Source organism: Candidatus Phytoplasma sp. AldY-WA1, from assembly GCF_020312115.2.
GTDB lineage: Bacteria > Bacillota_I > Bacilli_A > Acholeplasmatales > Acholeplasmataceae > Phytoplasma > Phytoplasma vitis.
On the sequence record NZ_JAHRHX020000087.1, the window covers coordinates 1 to 1907 of the forward strand.

Genomic DNA, 1907 nt, shown 5'->3' on the forward strand with positions numbered 1-1907 from the left:
CACTTACGCCTACCAACTATATCCATTTCAAGAACAAACTTTAATTTTAGAGTCAATTTTTAAAACCGTATTAACTCAATTATTTACTCCATGCGATTTACTAGTTTATTTAGACATTGATCCTAAAATTGGAATTGAACGCAAAATGAAACAAGCACATCATAAACTCGATGTCATCGAACAAAAACCATTATCATATTTCAATCAAGTAAAAGACGGATATTACGATTATCTCAGTCGTATTCATCAAGGTTCAACATTAATTTTATCAAGCAACGATCCAGTTAACAACAATGCTATGAAAGTTTTTAATTTATTAAGAGAAAAGGATTTATTATGAAAAAATTTATCAAACAATCAAAAAATGGAATAATTCAAAGAATTTTTAAAATTAAAAAACTAATAAAAGACCTTAATTTTAAAGGTCTTTTTTTATTTAAGAAAGGAAATTTAAAATGTTAACCGATCAAGATTTTTTCAATATTCAACATTTCAATACTAATATCAAAACTGTAGAAATCTTAAAATGTTTTTTTAAAAAAACTACTTTTAATCTTTCAATTGATGAATATATGAAAACCAATTATCAACAATTAAATCATTATTTTAACCAAAACAACATTAATTCTCAAAGCCAAAAAGCGATCCATGGTAAAATTAACGAATATCTTATTTTATTATATTTTCAAAACAAAGGTATTACTAATTTATACCCTCAAGTAAATTTATTTTTTATTCCAGACGTTAAATTTGATTTAGTTTTATTTACCCAAAAGAAAAGAATTATCGCTTTTAATTTCAAAACTTGTCTTCGTGAACGTTATAAACAAGCTATGGTAGAAGGACAACAACTCAAAAAATTAGACACTCGTTTTGAATTTTATTTATTAACAAACAACGAAAAAGAAACACAAAAATTAAACAATAAAATCGAACAAGGAAAAATCCAAGGTATTAATCAAGTAGTTAACTTATTTTCCGACTCAGCTAACAATTTTTTACAAAACTTAATTACCACCAAGTTTATTCCTTTTACGAACATCAACATCATTAAAAAATAAAAAACCATATTTTATATCTACAACTAAATATTATCATAAAAAACAAAAAAATAAAGAAAGAAAGGTATTATTATGAAAAAATTTATCAAACAATCAAAAAACGGAACAATTCACACTTATTACGCCAACGGCAAAATTAAAACCACCCATCCCGACGGTACCATCACTTGGAAAACAAAAAAAATCTTCAAAAGAAAAGGATAATCAAAATGTTAACAAAAGACCAATTAAAAGAGAAAATTTCTATTATTATTTTACTAAAATATTTCAACCTATTACCTAAAAAACATAATCCAAAATATCGTTTTCCATGCCCTATTCACCAAGGGGAAAATAATAACTGTTGTTATTATTCGGATAAAAATATTTTTCGTTGTTACTCCGAATGTAATAATAAATCCTACGACATTTTTGATATTTACTCTAAATTAACTGGCGAAACTAATTTTAATACTATTGTTAAAAATTTAAATCAATTATTCAAAAATGAAACATTTCAACAATTCATTCAAGAACAAAATCAAATTAAAGAATTTTCAACTCCCATTAATCGTTCAAAAAAGAAAAAAAAAATTAGTTGTGATGAATTCCAAATTAAACAAATAAAAATTCAACTATTTAAAAAATTATCACCATTATTTAATCAAATTCGTGATTTCTATCACCAAAAACTAATTACAAATCCCAACAACGAAGGATTAAAATATTTAACACAAACACGTGAATTATCATTAGAAACAATCAAAACGTTTAAATTAGGTTACGCACCATTAAGTGGAAAATCGCTTTCATTTCAATTAACCAATTATTTAAAAAAACACCAATTATTCAATGAAAATGATCTTC

At 24.3% G+C, this 1907-nt stretch carries 2 protein-coding genes and 2 pseudogenes; all 4 read left to right on the top strand.

Features of this window, described 5'->3' with window-relative positions:
- Positions 1-340: pseudogene (locus tag KTO59_RS04105) on the top strand (hypothetical protein); the annotation flags it as partial.
- Between the two features lie 115 nt (positions 341-455).
- The gene (locus tag KTO59_RS04110) at positions 456-1061 is read left to right on the top strand and encodes a hypothetical protein (RefSeq protein WP_284928788.1); all 606 of its coding nucleotides are present in this window, start codon (positions 456-458) and stop codon (positions 1059-1061) included.
- A 72-nt stretch (positions 1062-1133) separates the two neighbouring features.
- Complete coding sequence (locus KTO59_RS04115) at positions 1134-1265, top strand: hypothetical protein (RefSeq protein ID WP_284928789.1); 132 nt, start codon at positions 1134-1136, stop codon at positions 1263-1265.
- Between the two features lie 5 nt (positions 1266-1270).
- Positions 1271-1907: pseudogene (locus KTO59_RS04120) on the top strand (toprim domain-containing protein); the annotation flags it as partial.

Bases quoted from the DNA above. Each gene is read 5' to 3' on its own strand.
- KTO59_RS04110 (WP_284928788.1), top strand. From the start codon at position 456: ATGTTAACCGATCAAGATTTTTTCAATATTCAACATTTCAATACTAAT.
- KTO59_RS04115 (WP_284928789.1), top strand. From the start codon at position 1,134: ATGAAAAAATTTATCAAACAATCAAAAAACGGAACAATTCACACTTAT.